Annotated in this window: 18 protein-coding genes, 1 tRNA gene and 1 riboswitch; of the genes, 6 read left to right on the plus strand and 13 right to left on the minus strand. The window is 70.2% G+C overall.

The features are described 5' to 3' along the window. Nucleotides 1-9: 9 nt before the first annotated feature. A riboswitch (cyclic di-GMP riboswitch) is annotated at nt 10-85 on the minus strand. A gap of 534 nt (nt 86-619) precedes the next feature. Further along, nucleotides 620-1,522 carry a hypothetical protein gene (locus ACNI14_RS02500; RefSeq protein WP_420518355.1) on the plus strand — a complete coding sequence of 301 codons (903 nt, stop codon included), beginning with the start codon at nt 620-622 and terminating at the stop codon, nt 1,520-1,522. A 113-nt stretch (nt 1,523-1,635) separates the two neighbouring features. On the opposite strand, the gene ACNI14_RS02505 is transcribed toward ACNI14_RS02500, so the two are convergent. The 4 genes from ACNI14_RS02505 to tmk all read right to left on the minus strand — a co-directional run bounded on the left by ACNI14_RS02505 (nt 1,636) and on the right by tmk (nt 5,263). Continuing rightward, a tRNA-Thr gene (locus ACNI14_RS02505) sits at nt 1,636-1,708 on the minus strand. Nucleotides 1,709-1,743: 35 nt separating this feature from the next. Next, on the minus strand, nt 1,744-3,297 hold the full coding sequence (locus tag ACNI14_RS02510; protein ID WP_420518356.1) for an alpha/beta hydrolase: 1,554 nt from the start codon (nt 3,295-3,297) through the stop codon (nt 1,744-1,746). Between the two features lie 123 nt (nt 3,298-3,420). Beyond that, nucleotides 3,421-4,563, minus strand: a complete 1,143-nt coding sequence (locus ACNI14_RS02515; protein ID WP_420518357.1) for a DNA polymerase III subunit delta' — start codon at nt 4,561-4,563, stop codon at nt 3,421-3,423. A 10-nt stretch (nt 4,564-4,573) separates the two neighbouring features. Next, nucleotides 4,574-5,263 carry a dTMP kinase gene (gene tmk / locus ACNI14_RS02520; RefSeq protein WP_420518358.1) on the minus strand — a complete coding sequence of 230 codons (690 nt, stop codon included), beginning with the start codon at nt 5,261-5,263 and terminating at the stop codon, nt 4,574-4,576. Between the two features lie 174 nt (nt 5,264-5,437). Between tmk and ACNI14_RS02525 the strand changes: the two genes are divergently transcribed. Both ACNI14_RS02525 and ACNI14_RS02530 read left to right on the plus strand, forming a co-directional pair. Next, nucleotides 5,438-6,586, plus strand: coding sequence for an S-layer homology domain-containing protein (locus tag ACNI14_RS02525; protein ID WP_420518359.1), 1,149 nt, complete (start codon nt 5,438-5,440; stop codon nt 6,584-6,586). Between the two features lie 229 nt (nt 6,587-6,815). Further along, on the plus strand, nt 6,816-7,988 hold the full coding sequence (locus ACNI14_RS02530) for an S-layer homology domain-containing protein (RefSeq protein ID WP_420518360.1): 1,173 nt from the start codon (nt 6,816-6,818) through the stop codon (nt 7,986-7,988). A gap of 120 nt (nt 7,989-8,108) precedes the next feature. On the opposite strand, the gene ACNI14_RS02535 is transcribed toward ACNI14_RS02530, so the two are convergent. Further along, nucleotides 8,109-9,149, minus strand: coding sequence for a Gfo/Idh/MocA family protein (locus ACNI14_RS02535; RefSeq protein WP_420518361.1), 1,041 nt, complete (start codon nt 9,147-9,149; stop codon nt 8,109-8,111). Between the two features lie 176 nt (nt 9,150-9,325). Between ACNI14_RS02535 and ACNI14_RS02540 the strand changes: the two genes are divergently transcribed. Beyond that, nucleotides 9,326-10,012 (plus strand): DUF998 domain-containing protein, encoded by a 687-nt coding sequence (locus ACNI14_RS02540; RefSeq protein WP_420518362.1) that lies wholly within the window; start codon nt 9,326-9,328, stop codon nt 10,010-10,012. A 187-nt stretch (nt 10,013-10,199) separates the two neighbouring features. Next, the gene (locus tag ACNI14_RS02545) at nt 10,200-10,898 is read left to right on the plus strand and encodes a DUF998 domain-containing protein (protein WP_420518363.1); all 699 of its coding nucleotides are present in this window, start codon (nt 10,200-10,202) and stop codon (nt 10,896-10,898) included. A gap of 98 nt (nt 10,899-10,996) precedes the next feature. On the opposite strand, the gene ACNI14_RS02550 is transcribed toward ACNI14_RS02545, so the two are convergent. The 6 genes from ACNI14_RS02550 to topA form a co-directional block, all read right to left on the minus strand. Next, the gene (locus ACNI14_RS02550; RefSeq protein ID WP_420518365.1) at nt 10,997-12,451 is read right to left on the minus strand and encodes a hypothetical protein; all 1,455 of its coding nucleotides are present in this window, start codon (nt 12,449-12,451) and stop codon (nt 10,997-10,999) included. Beyond that, complete coding sequence (locus ACNI14_RS02555; protein ID WP_420518366.1) at nt 12,448-12,984, minus strand: RNA polymerase sigma factor; 537 nt, start codon at nt 12,982-12,984, stop codon at nt 12,448-12,450. The genes ACNI14_RS02550 and ACNI14_RS02555 overlap by 4 nt, the downstream gene beginning before the upstream one ends. A gap of 112 nt (nt 12,985-13,096) precedes the next feature. Then, nucleotides 13,097-13,267: a hypothetical protein gene (locus tag ACNI14_RS02560; protein WP_420518368.1), complete on the minus strand. Its 171-nt coding sequence runs from the start codon at nt 13,265-13,267 to the stop codon at nt 13,097-13,099. A 132-nt stretch (nt 13,268-13,399) separates the two neighbouring features. Then, a complete protein-coding gene (locus ACNI14_RS02565; protein ID WP_420518369.1) occupies nt 13,400-14,791 on the minus strand; it encodes a hypothetical protein in 1,392 nt (463 codons plus the stop codon). Continuing rightward, nucleotides 14,788-15,327 carry a sigma-70 family RNA polymerase sigma factor gene (locus ACNI14_RS02570; protein WP_420518370.1) on the minus strand — a complete coding sequence of 180 codons (540 nt, stop codon included), beginning with the start codon at nt 15,325-15,327 and terminating at the stop codon, nt 14,788-14,790. Before ACNI14_RS02570 ends, ACNI14_RS02565 begins: the two co-directional genes overlap by 4 nt. A gap of 163 nt (nt 15,328-15,490) precedes the next feature. Next, a complete protein-coding gene (topA, locus tag ACNI14_RS02575; RefSeq protein ID WP_420518371.1) occupies nt 15,491-18,151 on the minus strand; it encodes a type I DNA topoisomerase in 2,661 nt (886 codons plus the stop codon). Nucleotides 18,152-18,301: 150 nt separating this feature from the next. Here topA and ACNI14_RS02580 point away from each other — a divergent pair, with 150 nt between their 5' ends. Then, nucleotides 18,302-19,129 (plus strand): inositol monophosphatase family protein, encoded by an 828-nt coding sequence (locus ACNI14_RS02580; protein WP_420518372.1) that lies wholly within the window; start codon nt 18,302-18,304, stop codon nt 19,127-19,129. A gap of 252 nt (nt 19,130-19,381) precedes the next feature. Here ACNI14_RS02580 and ACNI14_RS02585 read toward each other — a convergent pair whose 3' ends face one another. Together ACNI14_RS02585 and ACNI14_RS02590 are read right to left on the minus strand one after the other, a co-directional pair. After that, a complete protein-coding gene (locus ACNI14_RS02585) occupies nt 19,382-20,080 on the minus strand; it encodes a hypothetical protein (protein WP_420518373.1) in 699 nt (232 codons plus the stop codon). Between the two features lie 266 nt (nt 20,081-20,346). Then, nucleotides 20,347-21,945 (minus strand): DUF7059 domain-containing protein, encoded by a 1,599-nt coding sequence (locus ACNI14_RS02590; protein WP_420518374.1) that lies wholly within the window; start codon nt 21,943-21,945, stop codon nt 20,347-20,349. Nucleotides 21,946-21,959 lie beyond the last annotated feature (14 nt).

Genomic DNA, 21,959 nt, shown 5'->3' on the forward strand with positions numbered 1-21,959 from the left:
TGCTCCCTCTGTGGTAGCCCGGCCGACCGCGTGGGTCCCGTCTGCTTTGCGTCCCCGCCTCGCGACGGGTTTGCCTTTTTCACTACCCCGATCGGTTGACCGGGTGGGTAGGCCGTGCTGGCCATGCGAGCGACTGTAGGTGACTTCGGACGCGAAGCAGACACGAGCACGTGCATTCTTAGATCTCGCCCGCTTAGTGGCTTTTGCCGCCTCGTCGGTTGCGGCTCCGTGTCGACCACCGACGTCATGGTCCACATACCTCGTTGGTCCTGGTCAAGTAGTGGATGGCTCACGGTGGCGCAGTCGCGGCGCGAGGACCACGTGGAGGCTGGCCCACCGCGGTTTTGCGCAGAAGGTTCGGAGTGTCGCTTTCGTCACTGCGATAGATGCGGCGCCGGAATCCGGGCCATCCCTCGCACCCACTCCCAGCTTCGCACCGCGATATCGGCGGAGCGTCGGATCTGGCGCGCTCGGGAATCCCGGAGGACCGTGAGTGCCGGACAGCGCGACGAAACCTGCCACAGGCGACAATGAGTGCCGGACGGGGAGGTTGGGGGCGGCGGCGGACCTTGTGAGGGGCCGAGTGCGCTGTGCCATACTCCCCAGCAAGGGAGACACCATGACCGCGACACCGCTCACCACCGGGCCCGATGCCGCGCGCCGCTCACGGCGCCTGCGCACCACGGCGACCCTGGCCGGCGTGGTCCTTGCCGCATCGGCCCTCACCGCCTGCGCGACCGCAGCCCAGGAACCCGCGAGCACACCCACCTCCCAGTCCTCGACCACGGCGTCCCCGACCACGGCGTCCTCGACCACGGCGTCCCCGACCACGGCGTCCTCGCCCACGGCCCAGGCCCCGTTCGACGCCGCGGAGACCTTCCTCTGCCAACACCTGACCCTGGATGGCGAGGTGCTCGCCGAGGCCACTCCCGTGGCGGACCTCACCGGTGACGCGGCGGCCATGCTCGACGCGGCCGTGCGCGACGACGGCACGCCGCTGGAGCTCGAGGACCCGGACGCCTGGTATCTCGGTCAGCTCAGGGAGGACGGCATCGTCATCATGAGGCCGCCGTCTGCGGAGTTGGCCGCGCAGGAGGACCTGGGCAGCACCTACCGCGAGTTCCTCGAGGTGCGTCGCGTCGAGGGCGCATCCAACATCCCCGACGGCTGGTACGTGATGGCCGGGGGCGGCTGCAGCCTCACGATCGACCTGGGCGACCTCACCGTCCCCAGGGTGGAGCTTGACCCGGCGAACCCTCCCACCGCGGACACCACCGAGCTGCACCTCCTCGTCACGGAGGTCGGCTGCAACTCAGGCCGGCCCGCGGACGGACGCATCGAGCTGGTCTCTCACACGGAGACCGCGGCGGCGGTCACGGTGACCCTCGGCGTCGAGCCCGAGTCCGGCGACCAGACCTGCCAGGGCAACCCGCCCACGCCGTTCGTGGTCACGCTCGAGGAGCCGCTGGGCGACCGCGAGGTCATCGACGGCACGCGCGGTGAGCCGGTCACCGCTCCCTAGCGCAACCGCCCCTAGCGCAACCGCCCCTACCGCAACGGGGCTGGCGCACATGGCAAAGGCCCGGCCCAGCCCGAGAATACGAAAGGCCCCGGTCGCAGGACCGGGGCCAGACGAGCCGCCTAAGGGAATCGAACCCTTGACCTATTCATTACGAGTGAATCGCTCTGCCGACTGAGCTAAGGCGGCGTGCACCAAGCGGTGCGGTTTGCCATCTTAGCGGCTCAGCACCGAGTTCCCGAATCCGGCATCTCGCCGTCCACCAAGAAGGCGTCGACCTCGTTGATGATGCACTGGTTCGAGCGCCCATACGCCGTGTGACCCTCGCCGTCGTACGTCAGCAGCGTCGCGCCCAAGCGGTCCGCCAGGGACTCCGACCACCAGTACGGCGTCGCCGGGTCGTTGGTGGTGCCGATCACCAGCATCTGCTCCGCGGTCGCGGCCTCGTCGAGCGACGTGATGTGCCGATCCGCCGTCCACGGCCACGCGTCGCAGCCCGCCCCGCTCGCGAACCACCAGCCGAACGTGGGCGACGCCTCGAGCATCTGAGCGCGGAAGTCCTCGACGTCGTCGATGGTCCACTCGTCGCCGGGGACGTCGTCCAGGCAGCCGATCGCCGTGAACGCCCACGTCGAGTTGTTCGCGTACTCCCCCGTCGTCCCGTCGCGGTCCAGGTAGAAGTTCGCCAGCTCGTACATGATCGACGCGTCACCCGAGCCGGCCACCTCCGCGAGCGCCTGCTCGAGGAACGGCCACGACGCCTCGTCGTACAGCGTCACGACCACTCCGTACACGAACAGGTTCCCGTTCACGCCCCACTCGGTGCCCGACGGATACGGCTCCTCGAGCGAGCGCTCCATCATCGTGCTCAGCTGGGACTTCATGGCGTCGACCCCGCCCGCCAGCGGGCACGAGTTGCGCTGTCCGCACCAGCGCAGGAAGTTGGTGAGGGCGTTCTCGAAGCCCTCGGCCTGCCCGCTGGCCTGCTCCGCGGACGGCAGCAGGAAGTCCACAGCGCCGTCGAGCACCAGCCGGCCCACGTTCTCGGGGTACAGCTCGGCGTAGGTCGCGCCCAGCTGCGTGCCGTACGAGAATCCGAGGAAGTTCAGCTGCTCGTCGCCCACGGCCGCGCGGATCACGTCCATGTCGCGCGCCGCGCTGACCGTGTCCACGTTCTCGACGACGGCGCCCGACTCGACGCGGCACAGGGCGGCGAAGTCGGCGGCCGCGGCGTTGGCCTGGTCGAGGTCGTCCTGCGTCTCGATCACCCGGTCCGGGATGTAGTACTCGTCGACCTGCTGATCGGTGCCGCACTGCACCGGAGTCGACGCGCCCACCCCGCGCGGGTCGAAGCCGATGACGTCGTACGAGTCCAGCAGCGCGTCTCCCGCCGAGACGACGAACGGCTCCGTGAGCCCCAGCCCCGAGCCGCCCGGGCCACCCGGGTTGATGAGCAGCGACCCCAGGCGCGCATCCTCGTCCAGCGCCCGATGCCGGTTCAGGGCGACCTCGATGGTGTCGCCTTCGCTCTCGCTCCAGTCGAGCGGCACCTGGATGGTCGCGCACTCGAGGTCCCCGCACTCGCTCCACTCGAGCTCCTGGTCGTAGACGTCCGATGCGCCAGTCGCCCCAGGCGCGGGCGTCTCCGTGGACGTGGGGTCGGGTGCGGCATCGTCCGGGGAGACCTGCGTCTTGTCCGGCGTGCACGCCGCGAGGGCGAGCACGGCGACGGCCGATGCGGCGACGAGGCGGGCAAGGGCGGGCACGCGACGAATCATGCGCCTAGCCTAGGCGGCGGCGGTGACTGCCCGTCTCGAGACTGCGCTGACGCGGCGGCGTTGGCATCCCGCGGGGCCTCCTGCCGGCGCCCCTCCCGCGTCGCGCCCCGGCTGGCCGTGACCCTAGGCGCTGGCCCGGGGCCGCAGCGCGAGCGCCATCGCCTCGAGGGCGAGCACCGGCGCGACGTTGCCCGCCAGCCGCTCGCGGGTCTGGCCCAGCGCGTCCAGGCAGCGCATGGTCTCCGCGAGGGTGGTGCGCCCCGCGAGGCCCTCCACGTGGCCGCGGTGGGACTCGTTGACCAGCGGCACCGAGGCGCCCACCTGCACGCACGCGACGTCCCGGTACAGAGACATCAGGTCCACGATGGCGCGGTCGAGCACGTCGCGCTTGAGGCGTGTGGCCCGGCGCTTCTGGTCCTCCTCGAGCTGCTTGACCTGGGAGCGGAGCGCGGGCGGGAGCCGGCCGCCGTCGTCGGCGCCCAGGGTGCGCAGCAGCTCGTTGCGCTCCTCGACGTCGCGCTCCTCGGTCGAGGCCTTGGCATCGGCCTCCGCAACCGCGGCAAGGTCGGCGGCGGCCAGCACCGCGTCGCCGACTCCCCGGATCTCGGTCGCGAGCGCGAGCACCTGGTCGCGACGGCCCCGTGCCGCGGGGTCGCGCGCGAGGCGCCGCGCGATGCCGATGTGGCTCTGCGACGCGTACGCGCACTGGCGGGCGAGATCCGGGTCCACGCCGTCGCGCTCGACCAACAGCTGCGCGACCACCTCGGGGTCGGGCACCCGCAGCCGCACGTGCCGCGAGCGCGAGCGGATGGTGACCGCGACGTCCTCGGCCGACGGGGCGCACAGCAGCCACACCGTGCGCGGCGGCGGCTCCTCGATGGACTTCAACAAGACGTTGGAGGTGCGTTCGGTCATGCGGTCCGCGTCCTCGATCACCATGACGCGCCACCGCCCCTCGCTGGGGGACGACTGCGCGGTCGCGATGAGGTCGCGCACCTCGTCGATGCTGATGGTGACCTTCTCGGTGGCGAGCAGCGTCACGTCCGCGTGGGCGCCGCTGAGCGACGTGGTGCACGCGCGGCACGTGCCGCAGCCGCCCTCGTGGCACTGCAGCGCGGCGGCGAAGGCGCGGGCCGCGTACGACCGCCCCGACCCGGGCGGGCCGGTGATGATCCACGCGTGAGTCATCGCGGCGGGGTCGGCGACCGCCGCGCGCAATGGCGCGATCGCGACCTCCTGGCCCACCACCTCGTCCCAGACACTCATGGCGCGACGCTCACGGCGTTCCCCAAGGTTCGAGCCCCTCCGCCTGGTTGGGCGAAGACCCGGCCCGCGCATCGGCCGTCCAGAGGCCTGAGCGAGCCATCGCATCGGCCACTGCCCGCGAGACGTCGCTCGCGACGTCCTCGATGGCGCGCGAGGCGTCGATCACGGCGTACCGCGCGGGCTCGCGCGCGGCGAGGTCGAGGAAGGCCTGACGGATCAGCGCCGCGTGCTCCCCCGTCTCGCGCTCCACGCGGTCGAGCTCCCGCGCCATGCGCCCGGCGGCGGGCTCCATGTCGAGCACGATGGTCAGGTCCGGCAGCAGATTCTCGGTGGCCCAGCGCGAGATGCGCTCGACCTCGTCTCCGAGCCCGCGAGCGCCGCCCTGGTAGACGATCGACGAGTCGACGTAGCGGTCCTGCACCACCACGGCGCCGCGCTCGATCGCGGGGCGCACCTTGGTGGCGATGTGGTGGGCGCGGTCGGCGGCGTACAGCAGCGCCTCCGCCCGGGGGGCGACGTGGTCGCCGTGCATCACCGCCTGGCGGAGCTCCTTGCCCAGCGTGGTGCCGCCCGGCTCGCGCGTGGTGACCACCTCGAAGCCGCCGCCCGCGGGGGCGCGCAGGTGCCCGGCCAGCAAGTCGATCTGGGTGGACTTGCCCACACCGTCGCCGCCCTCGAACACCACGAAGAATCCGGTCATGCGACCAACCTACCGGCGGGCGCGGACACTGACGGAGCATCGGGCGTCTGCAGCGGCAACCGGGTAGCAAACTCCTTCCCATAGCCGTCGTCGTACCCCGTTGCTAGCGTCGTTTGGACGCGGGCCGCCGAGCCGCGGTCCGCACCCAGGACACCACTGTTGAGGGGAACCCACATGCGCAACGCAGTTACCAGGACGGCCTCCGCCGTCGCCACGATGGCCTTGGGAGCGGCCGCCGTCGCGGGCGGCGCCACCGCCGCCACGGCCGCTCCCGACGAGGAGACGCTCGCCTCCATCTACGTCCATCTCTACGGGCCCGAAGGCGAGAAGGCGTTCGAGGTCGTGGACGTCCCCGTCGGCGGAGACAGCGAGCTCACGTCCGCAGACGTGGTGTACGACCCGGAGAACCTCGATGGCGGGGTCGAGGTCGACGTCGATCTGGACGGCTACCCGGGCGGCATCGCCATCGGCGGCATCGCCGACGAGTTCGTCGCCGCCGACCTGACCGTGGAGCTCTCCGGCGGCTTCACGCTCGGCGGAGCGTACCTGGTCCAGGACGGACTCTACGGTGACGACGTGGACGTCGAGGCAGGCGTCGGCGAGGAGACGTTCCACGCGTACTGGAACGGCGACGCGACCGGCACCACCCTCAACGGCACGACCTACTTCTGGATCTTCGACGCCGACGATTTCCCCTTCATCGACTCGCACGGAGATCAGGCGCTCCCCACCTACACCGAGCACTGGATGCCGATCTACTACCTGGGCACCGAGGGCATCTCGGAAGGCTGGGAGACCCCTCAAGGCTCCTTCGAGTACCGGCCGTACAACCGCACCACTCGCGACGCCCTCGCGGCGTTCTTCTACCGCCTCTACGGCGGGGAGGCCGCCGTCTCTCCCGACGCCGAGCCGTTCATCGACGTCTCCTCGGACCCCGACTCGCCGCACTACAGCGAGCACTGGGAGGCCATCTACTGGATGGCCGAGGAGGGGCTGTCCACCGGCTGGCCCACCGCCGAGGGCGACGAGTACCGCCCCACGGCTCAGATCACGCGCGACGCGGTCGCCGCGTTCTTCTTCCGGCTGAGCGAGGCGACGGGCACTCCCGACAGCGACCCGTTCGTCGACGTCTCGAGCGACCCCGCATCCGAGCACTACTCGGAGCACGCGACGGCCATCGCCTGGATGCACGCCTTCGGGCTCTCGGAAGGCTGGGACACGCCCGCCGGGGCCGAGTACCGGCCCACCGCGAAGGTCACCCGCGACGCGATCGCGGCGTTCATCTTCCGCGCCGAGGTCATGGTGGTCCCGGACATCGTGTGATCGCGTCGCGCATCCCGCCGCACACGACGAAGGCGCCGGTCCCCTCCGCGGGGGCCGGCGCCTTCGGTCGTCTCGGCGTCGTCCTCACCGCCCGCTCACATCTGGCTCACAGACGGAGCCCGCTGCTCCCAATCGCCTGCGCGACCCCTCGGCCGGTTGTTAGTTTCGAAAGCGTGGCCGCGCGCATGTGGGCGGCCGCGATTCGCCATCGAAGCTGAGGGGAATGAACATGAGATCCATCGCCACCAGGACAGCCGCAGCTGTCGCCACCATCGCCACCGGGATCGCCGTATCCGCAGGCGGGGCCACGGCCGCCACCGCGGCCGAGGCGGAGGAAGGCTCCGTATCCATCACGGTCGAGCTGGGCAACCCGAATCTCCTCACCGACCAGGGGCCCATGGTGTTCTCCGTCGAGGACGTGCCCATCACCGAAGACCCGGAGCTCACGGCAGTCAACCGGGTCTCGAACCCCACCGGGTACTGCGGCGACATCGAGGTCGACGTCGAGCCGGTCAGCAAGGCCGTCACCATCACCAGCGGGGACGGCTCCTGCGACTTCGAGACCGCAAGCATGTCGCTGGAGATCACTGGCGACTCCGTCGTCGGCGGCGCGATCGTGGGGTCGGACACCCTGTTCGCGGAGGAGACCACCCTCACGCACTACGTCTACGACCGCGTGCTCTACGCCGAGTGGCAGGTCGACGGACCCGCCGGTGGGCTCAACTGGGCCAGTCTCGACGGTGCCGCCGACTTCTCATACGCCCACTCGGATGAGCACCCGTTCATCGACGTCCACGGCGACATGGCGAACCCGGCCTACAGCGAGCACTGGGCCCCCATCGGGGTCCTGGGCGTGATCGGCATCGTGCAGGGCTGGGGCACGCCCGACGGCCAGGAGTACCGGCCGTTCGAGCGGGCCACGCGTGACGCGCTGGCGGCGTTCCTCTACCGCGCCTTCGGCGGCGAGGCCGTGGTCTCGCCCACGGCCGAGCCGTTCGTCGACGTCTCCTCCGACCCCGACTCCCCGGACTACAGCGAGCACTGGGAGGCCATCTACTGGATGGCCGAGGAGGGGCTCGCCGAGGGCTGGGCCGTCGACGGCGGCCACGAGTACCGTCCCACCGAGCAGATCACCCGCGACGCGGTGGCGGCGTTCCTGTTCCGGTGGAGTGACGCAGCCGCGGCTCCCGCCGACGATCCGTTCGTCGACGTGTCTCGCGACACCACCTCCGGCGACTACTCCGAGCACGCGGAGGCGATCGCCTGGATGAGCGACAGCGGCCTGTCCACCGGCTGGGACACCCCCGACGGGCCCGAGTACCGACCCTTCGAAGAGATCACCCGCGACGCGATCGCGGCGTTCCTCTTCCGCGCAGAGTCGGTCATGCCGGTGGTGCGTTGACCGCACCCTGCACGCAACGAAGGCGCCGGTCCCCTTGCGGGGCCGGCGCCTTCGTCGTGCTACGTGCCCATCAACCTGCCTAGGTGCGGCCGATGCGCGGGCTGGGCGAGCGCATCGGCGCTACTTCTCGCCTGGGTAGACCACGCCGATCTGGGCGCGGACCTCGTCCTGAATGCGCATGATCTCGAGCGAGTCGTCGAGGGTGTGCAGCGGGCTCTCGGTCTTGCCCGCGGCTACCAGGCGCGCGACCTCGGCGGCCTGGTACTGGAAGCCGTTGTCGAACACTCCGTCGTAGGTCCACGAGGTGCCGTCGAGGCGGAACAGCGTGAACGTGGTGGGCGTGTAGAACAGGCCGTCGATCTCGATCGCGCCCTCCGTGCCGCCGATGTGCGCGGTGCCCGGCGTGCGCGCCTCCATCGTGGTGGTGAGGCTGGCCTGCGCGCCGTCGTACTCGAACACCATCGACACCTGGCCGTCGACGCCGGTGTCGCGCAGGCGGCCGACCGCCGTGATCGTGTCCGGCACGCCCAGGATGTCGTGAGCGAAGGCGATCGGGTAGACGCCCAGGTCCAGCAGCGCGCCGCCCGCGAGCTCGGGGCGCACCATGCGCTCGACGTGGGTGAGCATCTGGCCGTGGTCGGCACCGACGGAGACGACCTGGCCGATCTCGCCGCGCGCGATCGCCGCGCGCACCGCGTACATGTGCGGCAGGTGGCGGGCCCACATGGCCTCCATGACGAACACGCCCTTGGCGCGGGCCGCGTCCACGATCAACTGCGCCTGCGCCTCGTTCTGCGTGAAGGACTTCTCGACGAGCACGTGCTTGCCGGCCTCAATGGCCAGGAGCGCGGGCTCGTGGTGGTTGTTGTGGGTGGTCGCGACGTAGACGATGTCGATGCTGTCATCGGCGAGCATGTCCTGGTAACTGCCGTAGGCGGCAGGGATGCCCTTCTCGTCGGCGAAGGCCTGCGCGCGCTCCAGGCTGGAGGCCGATGCGACCGCCACCACCTCGGACTGCGTGTACTGGGTCACGGCGTCCGCGAGCTTGCGGGCGATGCCGCCGGCGCCCATGATCCCCCAGCGGTAGGCCGGGGCCGCCATCGGGTCCGGGCAGATCGCCGTCTGGTCGTAGGTGGGCGTGGAGTGGGTGTCTGAACTCATGCCGCCAGCCTAGCGATCCCTCTCTCCGTGCCTCCCACCACTTCTGCACACACCTGATGAGCCTGTGACTCGTGGGGCCCGTGTGGCTGCACACCCGCCGCTGCTCTCCCACCCGTCACAGCCGTGTGCAGAAGTGGACGACCCAACCGCCGGGCGTCGACGTGCGAACCTGTCGCATGAGCACTATGTCCCCCTCCACGCGCGTGCTGGGCGTGGTCGCGATCGTCGGCGCCGTCGTGTGGATCGGCACCGTCGCGGCGTTTCACCTGATCCGCCCCGACCTCGCGCCCGGCGACGCGTACATCAGCAACTACGCGCGCGGCGACTGGGCGTGGGTGATGCAGGCGGCGTTCCTGATCAACGCGGCGGGCTGGGCGGCGGCCGGGTTCGGGCTGCGGCGGGTGCTGGCTCCTGCTTCTGGAGCCACCGCGCTGGCGGTGCTCGGGGCGCTCGCCGCCACCGGGATGGTGCTCGCCGGTGTCTTTCGAGCCGATCCGCTGGGCACCACCGATCCCTCTCTCGAGGGCCTCATCCACTCCCGCACCGCTGGCCTGGCGTTCCTGTGCTTCATCGCGATCGGCTTCGTGGGGTGGTGGGCAGCCCGCCGCGCCGATGCGTGGCGCGACTGGGCTGTCCCGTCACTGGCATTCGGCTTCACCACGCTCGTGCTGTTCGTGACCTTCAACGCCTGGCCCGCCGTCGCGGGAGGCGGGTTCGGGTGGTGGCAACGCCTGCTCGCGGCGGTGGTGATCCCGGGAGCGCTCGCAGCCGTTGGGTGGCGCCTGACCCGCGACGCACCCCAGGAGGAGTTCGCGACCCAGCCGCACGCGCATCTGCCGGCCGAAGTCCGCCCCGCGCCCTGAAGCGTTCCTCACGCACATGTGGACCGAGTGACCCGTGGGGCGCCTGCGCATGCCCCACCAGACCCGCTCGTCCCATCCGTCACAGCCGTGTGAGGAACGCGACGTAGTGTCGGCGGCTGGCGGCGGGCGGACCGCGCGAGGAGTAACGTCAGAGGTATCAGGCACGACCTCGAGAGAGGGGGCCCAGATGACCGGCACCGACGCAGGTCCACGCAGGTCGCAGCGCGTGCCGCTGTCGGCATCGGCCTTGGGGCTGGGCGCGATCTACGCGACGCTCTTCTGGCTGCTCGTGTCGCTGGCCTTCCACTGGATCCGTCCCGAGCTCGAGCCGTGCTGCAGCTACATCAGCCACTACGGGCACGGCGACTACGAGTGGCTCATGCAGGCGGCGTTCGTGGTGTTCGGCTTCGGGTGGATGGCGGCCGCGATCTCGTTGCGGCGCGCCCTGCGCGAGACGCGCGCCGGCGCCGTGCTGCGGACGCTGTTGCTCGTCGTGGGATTCGGGCTGCTCGTCGCCGGAATGTGGCGCACGGACGAGTTCGGCTTCACCGGCGACCCGACCCCCGAGGACGTGTTCCACAAGATCGGCGGCCTGGTGGCGTTCAGCGCGCTGATCGTGTTCGGACTCCTCGCGGCGTGGCTCTTCCGCGGCACACGGCTGCAGGGCCTCACGGTCGCGCACCTGGTGCTGGCGCTGGTGACTCTGGGGCTGCTGATCGCCTTCACGATCGCGCCCACGGCCGACGCCGACGGGTTCGGCTGGTGGCAGCGGGCGCTGACCATGGGGGTGATGCCCGGCTGGCTGATCTGGCTGGGCTGGCGGCTGGCGCTGACGGCAAGGGCCGACGCACGCCGCGCCTCAACCTCCTCCACCAGGCCGTCCTGAACATCCTCAACCCCGACACCCCGGTCCATCCGGCCGATGCGCGGGCTGGGCCAGGCGAGTCCGCTCGCCAGATGTTCGGGAGGGTCCGCACAGGGCAGTCAGTCGGCCTCGCCCAGGTAGACCCAGGTCTGGTGGGCATCGGCGTTGTCCAGATCGCTGACCGCACTCGTATCCACGCCGTCGATCACCAGGAACACGGCACCGCCGATCTCCGGAATGGGCTCGACGTAGGCGCAATCATCGCCGCGCAGCGGGTCGGTCCCGCCCGAGCGAAGTTCGTAGTCGCCGACCCACTCCAGGTACGGGTCTTGAATGCCCGCACTGACCTCGTCGGCCACGAGCCAAGCGCCGTGACTCAAATACCAAGTCCCGACATCGGTCGACTTCGTCAACACCGGCTCAGCTCCCCAGAGCTCTCCGGTGAGATCCTCGGCGACAACCGGGAGCTCCACCGTGTACTGGGGGTCGCTCGCGCTGGGGCGACCCGCAGCACGCAAGTCCGCGAGCGGCGAGCATCCCGGCTGTGGACGCTCGACCACGAAGGCCTGGTACTCGTCGTCTTCGGGCGCCTGCAGCTCCGCCGAATCCACCACACCCGGCGTCGGCTCGGGACCCGCAGAGGCACCGCCCGTGGGCTCCGGTGACGACGTGAATTCGTCGCGGCTGGGCGCCTCCGTGGTGTTGGCCGGCTCGTTCGGGTCGAAGACGATGGTCGCAAGCAGCACACGCTCGCCGAGCGCCACCCTCTCGCCGCGTTCGGACCCTCCCCAGAACTGTGTCACCAGCAGCGTGTCCATGGGATCGCCGTGCTCGAGTTCCAAGAGCTCCTCGATGGTGAACTCCGAGCCTTCACACAGGCCCTCACGCGGGATCGACCCGCCACCTGATCCTTCCATGAGGCCGTCCCAGGAGGCGCTCAAACTCGAGCCGAACGCGTGCCCCACGACGGTGTCGCCGTCCATGAGCAGAGATACGGTCTCGGTGCCCACGAGCTGGCCCCCGATCGCGCCGTCCCAGGTTGCTTGGTTGGGATCCCAGCCCGTCATGATTCCGTCCGGGTCGTCCGAGTTCAGCGGCCGCGGCTCGGCGGTAGGCGTGCCGACGGTTTCGCCCAATGTCGTCAGCTCCGCCTCCTGGTAGATCTGCCGGCCAAAGGCGTCCGGGTCGTGCACCGTGACGCCAGGCTCGAGCGACAACTCGTCCCCGCACATCACCTCGTCCCCACCGTTCAGCATCACGGACGGCTCCTCGATGGGATAGGCCTCGGGGTCTGCACCCACCTCGTAGCGCCACGGCCCCGCGTTCACCGCGTCGTCGGGCCCAGCAGGCTCCGACTCCCCCGGTCCCGCCAGCGGCAGCACGAGCCACCCCGCCACGCCGATCGCCGCCACGCCCAGCGCGCCGACCCCTGCCTGAGTTGCTGCCCGGCGCCGCCGACCGCGTGAGATGCCGTGGACGCTCGAGGCGACGACCGCATCGGCCGAAAGGCCAGGCGCCACTGCCTCGCCGTGCCGCCGTGCCGCGCTGCGAAGCGCGTCGTGGAAGTCGCTCATGGCTTGCTCCTCTCGACGACGGGCATCCGCTCGGGATCCTCGTCGCTCACCCCCAGCACGGGCGCAAGCCGCTGCCTGCCCTCTGCCAGGTACTTCTTGACCGTGCCGTCGCTCAGATGCATCGCGATGGCGATGTCCGCGACCGTGAGGTCGTCGTAGAACCGCAGCGCGACGGCGGTGCGCACGCGCGGCGGGAGGGCCGCGAGCGCGCGGCTGATCTCGTCGTGGTCCTCGACGTCGTCGGCATGCTCGTGGGGATCGCTCGAGGCGACCTTGGGGATCAGCCGCCGCCACGTGGCGTCGCGGCGGATCCCGTCGATGTGGAGGGTGCGCATGGTCGCGCGGACGTAGCCCTCGATGGCGCGGTGGTCATCGAGCCGGCGCCGCTTGACCAGGGTCTTCACGACCGCGGCCTGGACCAGCTCCTCCGCGCCGTGATGCGAGCCGGTCAGCACGTAGCCATAGGCGGCCAGGCGCGAACCGGCCTCGCGGTACACGTCCGCGACCACCTGGGCGATGTCTGCCTGTCTCATGTCCCTCACACCATAGAGACGATTGGGAGGGCCTCAGGGGTGGGGTGCGACTTGGCGCGCTCGGTCGCGGCTCGGGGCACGCCTCTATGCCGGCCCCACCATCACTCTGGCGTCAGAGCGACAGCGCCCACACTGCGACAAAGATGAGAACGATGGCCACGACGACTCCGACGAGCGCCGTCGTGCGCCGGGTTCCGCGCTGGGCACGTTCGCCGCGCGCAGCGGCCCGCGCGTCGTCAGCCGAACGACCTGTCTGGTTCGGATCCTCCTGTGGTTCCGTCATCGGTCTCTCCCTTCGACGATGCCGGCGCTTCTTCGCTCCGGCACTTTCCACCCTATGCGAGGGGGCAACGCGCGTCTCGGTGCAGCGGGGCGGGAAGAGGCGCCTGGCGGCCGATGCGCGGGCTGGGTCCGCTCAGCCCTGCGCGTCGATCTCAGGCAGGGACGGCACCCCGTTGACGATGGTGATCGGCTTCAGCACCGCGGTGAAGGGCGGTTCCTCACCGGAGCCCTCGTAGAGCAGGCGCGCCTCGTACTCGCCGGACTCGATGAGGTCAGGGCTCCCGCAGTCCCACACCTGGCCCAGCTCGACAAACCAGCCCGGCTCATCGTGAGGCAAGTCATCCCGCTCAGACCAACGAGCATCGAACACCCAGGTGTCACCGGCGTCTCCAGTCAGGATCAGCCGCGCTTCCCCGGCAACGATCGCGTCGGCGGGGCCTACGGCGTCCGGTCCCAGCGGGATCGGATAGCCGCCCACGAGGGCATCGTCCCCATAGCCGTAGAGCCGCCCTGTCTCAATCCAGCTCGGGATCGGCACGGGAAGAGAGCCCGATCCCTCTCCACTGGCATAGGGGTCCCCGACGTCCTTGGCCTGGAGAGTGCCGGTGCACGAGAAGTCTCCGAGCTGCACCGCCATATTGTGGTTCGCCAGGTAGCCATCGGTCCCGAGCCCAGCGCGGCCGTCGACATCAGGTGAACTCTCGACCTCCGGCTCGCCCAGGCCGGTGTACTCGATGTCGCCAGCGCTGAAGACGAACGTCGCCGCTGGCGTCCCATCCGGGAGCCGAGCTTCCACGACTACGAGCGGCGTGTAGCGGCCATCCGCATAGCCCACGGTGGCGGCATCCGTCTCACCTTGGCCCGCTCCGCACTCCCCTGGCAATGGCACGTAAACCCGCTCGAAGTCAACCGGCACATCGCTCATCGAAGCGGCGTCTCCCACCCCTACAACTTCTCCATCGTGAAGCACGAATGGATGGGCCGTCATCGTAATGTCCGTGTTCTCGCCCCACACCACCGTGGTGTTGAGGAATGGCAGCTCATAGCCCGCCCACACCGAGTCAATGCCCTCAACCACGGTTCCGTCATCTGACCGCATCCCGGGCTCCGACTTCACAGACAGTCCGAATGCGCCCTCGTCGTACACCAGCATGCCCGAGCGCAGCGCCGCGGTGTCGCCGCAGCCAAGACCGGCCATGTCGCGGGGCACGGCATCGGAGATCGGGGCCTCTTCATCGATGACGTACTCGACGGCGCCGTCGATGGCTTCAGGCGAGGCCGTACCGGACGGAGTCTCCGCGGGCTCGGCATCATCCGCGCCGAGTCCCGGCAGCACGCTCCACGCTCCGACCGCCACGAGCGCGATCCCGGCGACCGCCCCAACCCCGCCGCCGACCGCGCGCCGGCGCCTCCCCCGTCGCACCCGCGCCCCCAGCGACGAACGCACGTCGCTCGAACTCAAGCGCCGCGCGGACTCCGCGACCGCATCGGCCCCATGCCTTCCCAGCTCATCGTGAAGATTCATGACCGGCCCTCCGTCTCGACCACAGCGACGCGTTCGACATCGAACGTCGCGTCATCTCCCACCTCGACCGCGAGCCGGTCGAGGGCATCCGCGAGGTACCTCTTGACGGTCCCAACAGCGAGGCCCATCTCGTGCGCGACGTCCGCGACCGTGAGGTCGTCATAGAAGCGCAGCACCACCGCGGTGCGCTGACGCGGACTGAGCGCGCCGAGCGCCCTGCCCACCGCATCGGCCGCATGAATGCGCTCCGTGTCGTCGGGCTGCGCGTCACGGACGGCCTGCCCGGGCATGAGCCGACGCCACAACTTGTCGCGGCGCAGACCGTCGAGGTGCAGGGTCCGCATCGCGGCGCGCACGTAGCCCTCGGCCGCGGCGGCGTTCGGGATGCGGCGCCGGCGCACGAACACCTTGACGATCGCGTCCTGCACCAGGTCCTCGCCAGAGTGCTGCGAGCCCGTCAGCAGGTAGCCGTAGGCCGCGAGCCGCTTGGACGCGCGCTCGAGCATCTCGCCCAGCAGCTCGTCATCCGCGGTCACGTGTGCCCCTCTCGTCGGCATACAAACGGCCGATGCGCGGAAAGGGTTGTGGGGTGCAGCGATCCTCACACAGTTGTGAAGCGCGTGACGCATGGTGCAGATGCGTCGACCTCAGCGGACCCATGCACCCCAACCGTCACATCCGTGTGAGGAATGCTGCAGATTACTTCTTCTTGGGCGCGGCCTTCTTCGCGGCCGGCTTCTTCTTCGCCGGGGCGCGCTTCTTCTTGGCCGGTCCCTTGGCGCGCTTCTCCTGCAGGAGCTCGATCGCGCGCTCGGAGGTCATCCCCTCGACGGTGTCGCCTCGCGGGATCGTCACGTTGGTCTCGCCGTCGGTGATGTACTCGCCGAACCGGCCGTCCTTGATGACGATGGGCTTCTTGCTGATCGGGTCCTCGCCCAGCTCCTTGAGCGGCGGCTTGGCGGCGGGACGGCCGCGGCCGCGCTTGGGCTCGGCGTAGATCTTCAGCGCCTCCTCGAGAGTGACCGTGAAGATCTGGTCCTCGGTCTCGAGCGAGCGCGAGTCCGTGCCCTTCTTGAGGTACGGGCCGTAGCGGCCGTTCTGCGCCGTGATGACGTCGCCCGACTCGGGATCGGTGCCGACCTCGCGCGGCAGGCTCATCAGCTGCACGGCGTCCTCAAGCTTGACCGTGTCGAGTGACATCGACTTGAGCAGGCTCGCCGTGGCGGGCTTGCCCTTCGCATCCTCGGGCAGCACCTCGGTCACGTAGGGCCCGTAGCGACCGCCCTTCGCGACGATCTCGTGCCCGGTCTCGGGGTGCTTGCCCAGCGACCGCTCGTCTCCGCCCTGGTTCTCGAAGAGTTCCAGTGCCTTGGCGACCGTGAGCTCGTCGGGTGCCAGGTCCTCGGGGATGGACGCCGTCTCGCGCTCGCCGTCCACGGTGCGCTCGATGTACGGGCCGTAGCGTCCCGGACGCGCGGCGATGCCCTCGCCGATCTCGAACGTGTTGATGGCCTTGGCGTCGATGTCGCCCAGCGACTCGACCAGGTTCTTCAGCCCCTCGGGGCCGTCGCCATCCTTACCGAAGTAGAACTCGTGCAGCCAGGTCCCCTGGTCGCGCTCGCCCGTGGCGATGCGGTCCAGGCCGGCCTCCATCTCCGCGGTGAACGCGTAGTCCACGAGCGTGGGGAAGTGTTGCTCGAGCAGGCGCACGATCGCGAAGGCGATCCACGTGGGCACCAGGGTCTGCTTGTCGATCCGCACGTACTCGCGAGCCACCAGCACGTCCACCGTCGAGGCGTACGTGGACGGGCGACCGAGCTTGCGGTCCTCGAGCTCCTGGATCATGCCGCCCTGCGTGAAGCGCGGCGGCGGCGTGGTCGAGTGGGTGATCGGCTCGAGGTCCTCGGCGTCCACCTTCTGGCCCTCGGCGAGCTGCGGCAGGCGCTTGTCCTTGTCCTGCGTCGCCTCTTTGTTCTCATCCTCGTAGCGCGAGCGCTCCTTGGACTCCTCGTAGGCCGCCAGGAATCCCGGCGCCGTGATGATGGTGCCGGACGCGGAGAACTCGACCGCGTGCCCACCCGAGGTCTTCGCCCCGATGCGCACGGTCGAGGTGCTGCCGATCGCATCGGCCATCTGCGAGGCGACGGTGCGCTTCCAGATCATCTCGTACATGCGCAGCTCGTCGCCCGACAGCTCCCCGCGCACCGAGGCCGGCGTGCGGAACTTGTCGCCGGCGGGGCGGATCGCCTCGTGCGCCTCTTGCGCATTCGTGTCCTGGCTGGCGTAGATGCGCGGCGAGGACGCGACCGAGTCGGAGCCGTAGAGCTCCGCGGCCTGCGCGCGAGCGGCGCGGATCGCCTCACCTGACAGCGCGGGCGAATCCGACCTCATATACGTGATGTAACCGCGCTGGTACAGGCCCTGCGCGACGCCCATCGCCTGGCGCGCTCCGAGGCGCAGCTTGCGGCTGGACTCCTGGATCAGGCTCGACGTGATGAACGGCGCCGCGGGGCGGCGCTTGTACGGCTTGGACTCGACGCTCGCCACGGAGTAGTCCGAGTGCGACAGGCCCGATGCGAGGGCTCCGGCCTCCCCGGCCGTCACGTGGTGCACCTTCGAGTTCTTGAGCACGCCGCGGTCGTCGAAGTCCTTGCCGGTCGCCACCCGCTTGCCGTCGACCGTGGTGAGGCGCGCGGTGAAGTCCTTGCCCGCATCGGCCCCCTCGGTGGCGCTGAAGGTGGCGGTCAGGTCCCAGTACTCCGCGGCCTGGAACGCCATGCGCTCCTTCTCGCGGTCCACGACCAGGCGCAGCGCGGCGGACTGCACGCGGCCGGCGCTCAGGCCCTGCTGGACCTTGCGCCACAGCACCGGCGAGACCTCGTAGCCGTACAGGCGGTCGAGCACGCGGCGGGCCTCCTGGGCCTCGACCAGCTCCATGTCGATGTCGCGCGGGTTGGCGAGAGCGCGTTCGATCCCCTCGCGGGTGATCTCGTGGAATGCCAGGCGCTTCACCGGAACCTTGGGCTTGAGCACCTCGAGCAGGTGCCACGCGATCGCCTCTCCCTCGCGGTCCTCATCAGTCGCGAGGTAGAGCTCGTCGGCGCCCTTGAGCGCGCGCTTGAGGTCCGCCACCAGCTTCTTCTTCTCCGGGCTCACCACGTAGAAGGGCGCGAAGTTGTTCTCGACGTCGACCGCGAATTTGCCGAGCGATCCGGACTTCTTGTCGGCGGGCATCTCGCTGGGCTGCGGGAGGTCGCGGATGTGGCCGACGGACGACACCACCTCGTAGTCGGCACCCAGGTAGCCGCCGATGGTGCGCGACTTGGTGGGCGACTCGACGATCACGAGCTTGTGCGTCATCTGCTCCTGCTTTCGGGGTGGGGGCGCCTCCGGCACAACCGGCGAGAGACGCTCACAGGATACATACGGACTGAGGAGTGTCGAACGGAGGCCCCGCTGCGTGATCCGTTCGTTCACGCGGAAGTCACCGCACTCTGTCACCATGGAGGTGTGAACAGTGACGCAGTGGGACAGGCGATGCGAGACGTCGCGGACGACCTCATCCGACCCCGATTCCGCACCCTCGTGGACGGCGAGATCGACACCAAGTCGGGGCCCGAAGATCTGGTGACCGTCGCGGACGTCGAGGCCGAGCAGGCGCTGACCCCCCTGCTGGCCGCCATCGAGAAGCAGCCCGTCGTGGGGGAGGAGGCCACCGCGGCCGACTCGTCGCTGCCGGACCTGCTCGCCACCGAGCCCGCCGCCTGGACCGTCGACCCCGTCGACGGCACGTGGAACTTCGCGCACGGCTCGATCGACTACGCCGTGATGGTGGGGCACGTGGTCGACGGCGACGCGCACTCCGGCTGGATCCTGCAGCCCGAGACCGGGTACCTGTTCCACGGCGGCGTGGACGACTCCGTGACCGTGACCGGCGACGACGGCCTGGTGCGGCACATCGACTCCGTTGCTGGCCATGCGGCGCGGCCGCTGTCCGAGCTGCGCGGCATGGCGGTCCTGCGGTTCGCCCCGGAGTCCGCGGCCGCCGGTCTGGTGGGGCTGGCCGAGGACGTGGCCGAGGTGACGCCGCCGCGCATGTGCGCCGGGTGGGACTACTGGGACGTCATCGACGGCGAGCTGGACTTCCTGCTGTACTTCCGCGCCATGCCGTGGGACCACGCTCCGGGCGCGGCCATCTGCCGGGCCGCGGGATATGCGGTGCGGCACCTCGACGGCGCCGAGTACCGTCCCGGTGCGCCCGGGCGGCCGTTCCTGGTGGCCCGGGAGTCCGAGTGGGAGGCGCTGGCGGACGCCATCCGAGCCCGCGCCACTCTCTAGCCCGCCCCCACCCACCCCATCCCACCCCGCCTTAGCGCGGTAGTGGTCGGTGAGTGTCGGATTCGGGCGCCCCGTGGACCCTGGCGGACCGTGAGTGTCGCCGACTCCCTGTCCGGCACTCATTGACCCCCCGTAGCGCGCATCGTCCTCCTGTCCGGCACCCGCTGTCCGTGAGCGCCGGACAGGATGAGGTCCAGGCGGCGCCGGGCGCGCGAAAAGGGGCCCTCCGGAGAGGGCCCCTTCGCGTGATGACTAGACGGTGGCGGGCTCGTCGATCTTCTCGATCGCCGGGGCCTCCTTGAGGGCCGGCTTGTCAGCGCGGCTCACCCACACCATGCCGAGTCCGGCGAGGATCAGGGTCAGTCCCAGTCCGGCCGCAATGGCCGCGGTGCCGAGTCCCAGCACCAGCACGTTGGCGGTGACCGAGCCGACGCCCAGCTCCCCGATCAGTGCGTGCGCGGTGGGGGTCCAGGCTGCCTCACGTGCCTGCCCCTCGAGGGGGTGCATGCGGTCGAAGTCTGCCCAGTAGCGGCCATCCGTCGCGACCTCGTAGGTGCCGGCCTCGAAGGTCTCACCGTTGTACTCGACGGGCTCGGTCAGGGTCACCTCGTTGGTGCCGTACAGGGTGTGGTAGGCGACCAGGCCCATCTGGTACATGTACTCGGAGCCGGTGTTGACCAGCGGGTCGTTGGCGTCCATCTCCCAGCTCTTCAGCGAGTAGTTCCAGTCGTTCTCAACGAGATCGATGATGGCCTGTGCGCCCTCGACCTCGCCGCGGTCGACCAGCTGGCCGTCCTCGTTGTAGGTGAGGGTGACGTTCTGCGCTTCGGAGAACGCCTGCAGCGAGTCGTTGCCCGCCTTGACCTGCAGCGCGGCGAACGCGCCGATGCCGATGAAACCGATACCAATGATGGCCAAGATGATGCCGAGGAGCTTGAGTCGAGCGGTCATGATGTGGGTCCTTTCCCATCCGGGGTTGGTACTGCGTGTGACCCAAGACTGATGGCTCCACGACCCACTTCTACGGGACCATGGACCTAGCGGGACCGATTTGCCACGGATTCATCGGGAAAAATATTCGCGGACCTTTCCAGGGCCTTCGCGTGCTGGACCGACACTGAGAGTCCGCCAGGATTCGCGAACCCGTCAGAACCGACACTGAGCGCCCACTACCGCGCTAAGGCGAGTAGAGGAGGAACGGGGAGGGGAGGGAGGGGTCAGCGGAGCAGGAGGCCGTCGCGCACCAGGTCGCGCACCGCCGGCACCAGCCCGCCGATCATCTCGCCGGCCGGCACGTCCAGCAGCGCCGCCAGCGCATGCGCGATCTGCCCCACGGTCAGCTCGCCGTCGCACGCCCCCACCAGGCCCGCGAGGGCCGTGTCCGCCTTGATCACGCGCCCGAACCCGCCCCCCTGGCGCAGCAGGATGTGCTCCGGATGCGCCTCGAGTGGCCGCCCGTGAGTCTCCTTGGTGACGTCGGGCGCGACCGTCAGCGCCGCGTCCAGGACCTCGGCATCGGATACGGACGCGAGCCAGTCGTGCGCCTCCAGCCCGGCCGCGAGGGTCGGCCCCAGCGGCATCGCCACGGCGCCCTCGTGCTCCTCGAAGCGCCGAATCGTCGGCGCGCCAGTCAGCGGCCGCCGCAGCACCACGAGCCCGAACCCGATCGCCTCCACGCCGCCCTCGTCGAAGGCTCGCAGGTACGCCTCGTAGGCGCTCGACCACAGCGCGGGGTCGCGATCGGCGGTCACACCGGCGTCGCGCAGCCACGTCTCGGCATACTCGGCGGCGTCGAGGGCATCCCGCTGGATGATCCACGCGTCCAACGGCACCGGCGCGGCATCCAGCCAGCGGCCGATGCGAATCCGCCAGTCCGCGCCCGCCTCACCCTCGCCTGACGCGCCAGCGCGAATCTCCCAGTTCCCCAGCAGCTGCGCCACGCCCCCGGGCTCCAGCACCGTGCCGACGTCGGTGATCAGCGCGGCCGTGACGCCATCGCCCACGGCCCCGCCGTCGCGGTACTCATAGGTCGGCGCACCCGGAGGCGTGATCACGAACGGCGGATTCGACACCACCAGGTCGAACGTCTCCCCCGCGACCGGCTCCAGCATCGACCCCTCGCGCAGGTCCCATGCACGGTGGGAGGAGGCACGGTGCGCGGCCGCGCCGGCCCCAAGCGCCGGCGCGTTGACGCTCTCGTTGAATCGCGCATACGCCAGGGCACGCACAGAAAGGTCAGTCGCGACCACGGAGTCGGCGTGCAGCGAGGCGTGCATCGCCTGGATCCCGCAGCCGGTGCCGAGGTCGAGCACGCGGCGACGCGGCGCGCGCATGGTCACCGACGCCAAGGTGGTCGACGCCCCGCCGACCCCCAGCACGTGGTCGCGCCCCACCGCCCGCGCCGTCACGGATTCGCCCTGGTCCGAGGCGATCCACCAGTCCACCTGACCGTCCTCGGTGGTCGCCGAGTACGGCCGCACATCCACCAGCGCCCGCACGGCGTCCCCGGGTTCCGCGCCAGCCGCCTCCACGAGGCCGATGCGCTCGGCACCCTGCGTACCCAGTCGGCTCAGTGCGGCGTCGGCCTGGGCACGGGTCACGTCGTCGCCGAGCATGAACAGCCGGGTCAGCACCGCCGCGGCCTCGGGACCGGCCGCGCGCGCCGCCACCAGCGCGGGAGTCACCTGCTCGCGGCCGAGCGCCCGGAAGGCGCGGTCGCCCACGAGCTCGCTCACGCCATCGACCGTCCACCCGTCGAGGTCGGCGTGCAGCGCGGCGGCGGCGGGGGCATCGGCCGCGGGGGGTCGGGTGGTCACGGGACGAGGCTAGT

The sequence above is a fragment of the Demequina pilifera genome (assembly GCF_048814985.1).
Lineage (GTDB): Bacteria > Actinomycetota > Actinomycetes > Actinomycetales > Demequinaceae > Demequina.

Bases quoted from the DNA above. Each gene is read 5' to 3' on its own strand.
- ACNI14_RS02500 (WP_420518355.1), top strand. From the start codon at position 620: ATGACCGCGACACCGCTCACCACCGGGCCCGATGCCGCGCGCCGCTCA.
- ACNI14_RS02510 (WP_420518356.1), bottom strand. From the start codon at position 3,297: ATGATTCGTCGCGTGCCCGCCCTTGCCCGCCTCGTCGCCGCATCGGCC.
- ACNI14_RS02515 (WP_420518357.1), bottom strand. From the start codon at position 4,563: ATGAGTGTCTGGGACGAGGTGGTGGGCCAGGAGGTCGCGATCGCGCCA.
- tmk (WP_420518358.1), bottom strand. From the start codon at position 5,263: ATGACCGGATTCTTCGTGGTGTTCGAGGGCGGCGACGGTGTGGGCAAG.
- ACNI14_RS02525 (WP_420518359.1), top strand. From the start codon at position 5,438: ATGCGCAACGCAGTTACCAGGACGGCCTCCGCCGTCGCCACGATGGCC.
- ACNI14_RS02530 (WP_420518360.1), top strand. From the start codon at position 6,816: ATGAGATCCATCGCCACCAGGACAGCCGCAGCTGTCGCCACCATCGCC.
- ACNI14_RS02535 (WP_420518361.1), bottom strand. From the start codon at position 9,149: ATGAGTTCAGACACCCACTCCACGCCCACCTACGACCAGACGGCGATC.
- ACNI14_RS02540 (WP_420518362.1), top strand. From the start codon at position 9,326: ATGAGCACTATGTCCCCCTCCACGCGCGTGCTGGGCGTGGTCGCGATC.
- ACNI14_RS02545 (WP_420518363.1), top strand. From the start codon at position 10,200: ATGACCGGCACCGACGCAGGTCCACGCAGGTCGCAGCGCGTGCCGCTG.
- ACNI14_RS02550 (WP_420518365.1), bottom strand. From the start codon at position 12,451: ATGAGCGACTTCCACGACGCGCTTCGCAGCGCGGCACGGCGGCACGGC.
- ACNI14_RS02555 (WP_420518366.1), bottom strand. From the start codon at position 12,984: ATGAGACAGGCAGACATCGCCCAGGTGGTCGCGGACGTGTACCGCGAG.
- ACNI14_RS02560 (WP_420518368.1), bottom strand. From the start codon at position 13,267: ATGACGGAACCACAGGAGGATCCGAACCAGACAGGTCGTTCGGCTGAC.
- ACNI14_RS02565 (WP_420518369.1), bottom strand. From the start codon at position 14,791: ATGAATCTTCACGATGAGCTGGGAAGGCATGGGGCCGATGCGGTCGCG.
- topA (WP_420518371.1), bottom strand. From the start codon at position 18,151: ATGACGCACAAGCTCGTGATCGTCGAGTCGCCCACCAAGTCGCGCACC.
- ACNI14_RS02585 (WP_420518373.1), bottom strand. From the start codon at position 20,080: ATGACCGCTCGACTCAAGCTCCTCGGCATCATCTTGGCCATCATTGGT.